General features: G+C 40.5%; 2 protein-coding genes. Both read right to left on the minus strand.

Going from position 1 to position 1,037, the window contains the following annotated elements; translation table 11 throughout:
* Positions 1-135: 135 nt before the first annotated feature.
* Entirely contained in the window at positions 136-942 is an 807-nt protein-coding gene (locus BCR21_RS06075; protein WP_069645595.1) for a WxL domain-containing protein, read from the minus strand.
* Positions 939-1,037 carry an LPXTG cell wall anchor domain-containing protein gene (locus BCR21_RS17355; RefSeq protein ID WP_084013244.1) on the minus strand — a complete coding sequence of 33 codons (99 nt, stop codon included), beginning with the start codon at positions 1,035-1,037 and terminating at the stop codon, positions 939-941. The genes BCR21_RS06075 and BCR21_RS17355 overlap by 4 nt, the downstream gene beginning before the upstream one ends.

Raw genomic sequence — 1,037 nt, forward strand, 5'->3', positions numbered from 1 at the left:
GATTTTGCTTCTGTTTCGGCATTTGCCGCCATTGGTGCTAAAGCTCCTGTTGTGATTGCTGCTACTACTGCTACTGAACATAATGTTTTGAATTTCATGTGTGTTTCCTCCTAGTTTTTTATATGTGTGTGTGTTTTATGGTAACTCGGCTAATATCCAAGTTAACTCGGTTTGATATTGTACGGGATGGATTTTTACGGCATCCGGTACGGATAAAAAGATGGCTTTATTTCCCTGAACTTGCTGATTTTCAAAGTTCTCATCTAAGATCGGTTGATTTTTTTCGTCAACTTTAGGAAAAAGTGTGCTTGTTTGGTCACCAGCATTCTCAGCCGATGCTCCAAACGAAATGATCCAGGTTCCTTTTCCTTGCCCTTGATCAGCCGTGGCTACTGGAAAGGTTGTGCCTGGTGCATTCAATTGAATGATATCTTTACTGAGTTGGGGCGATTTTTCTTGAGTATACGCAGAATTTGCCCACGCTTTATCAAAAGATAGAACTGCCCCTTTCAATTCTTTTTCAGCATCTTCTTGAATAACATCATTTTTAAATTGGTATTCTTGCCGAACTTGAAGCGTCCAGCCTGAAGCTTCTGCTCTAGAATCTGTCACTTGCAAGAAGTTACCTCTGGCAGGCGTTCCATCATGAAATAGTTGCGCATTTACATAAAAATTACGGTCTGTTTCAGTGATTTTACTTCTACCAAAATTTAACGTTGATGCAAAGTCGAATCTAAGATCCCCATCTGTTGAAGGACCAGGACCTGGATCAACTGGCTTGACTGGGTTTTCAGGATCAACTGGCTCTTTGGGATGTTCACCAGTGTACTCAACCGTTCCATGTCCAGACACTTTGTTTTCTTCTGCAGATACAAAATCCTTTGTTCCTACGGTTGCTAAAAGCAGCATGCTGGCAGTTAAAATCAATGTTTTCTTTTTCATTTATCTGCCTCCTGCTCTTTTTTACGTTTCTTAAAGAAAAGAAACAGTGCAATAGCTACTAGCACAATTCCGCCAATCCCAATTGAGCCTTTGAT

It is taken from the genome of Enterococcus ureasiticus (assembly GCF_001730285.1).
Lineage (GTDB): Bacteria > Bacillota > Bacilli > Lactobacillales > Enterococcaceae > Enterococcus_L > Enterococcus_L ureasiticus.

Bases quoted from the DNA above. Each gene is read 5' to 3' on its own strand.
- BCR21_RS06075 (WP_069645595.1), bottom strand. From the start codon at position 942: ATGAAAAAGAAAACATTGATTTTAACTGCCAGCATGCTGCTTTTAGCA.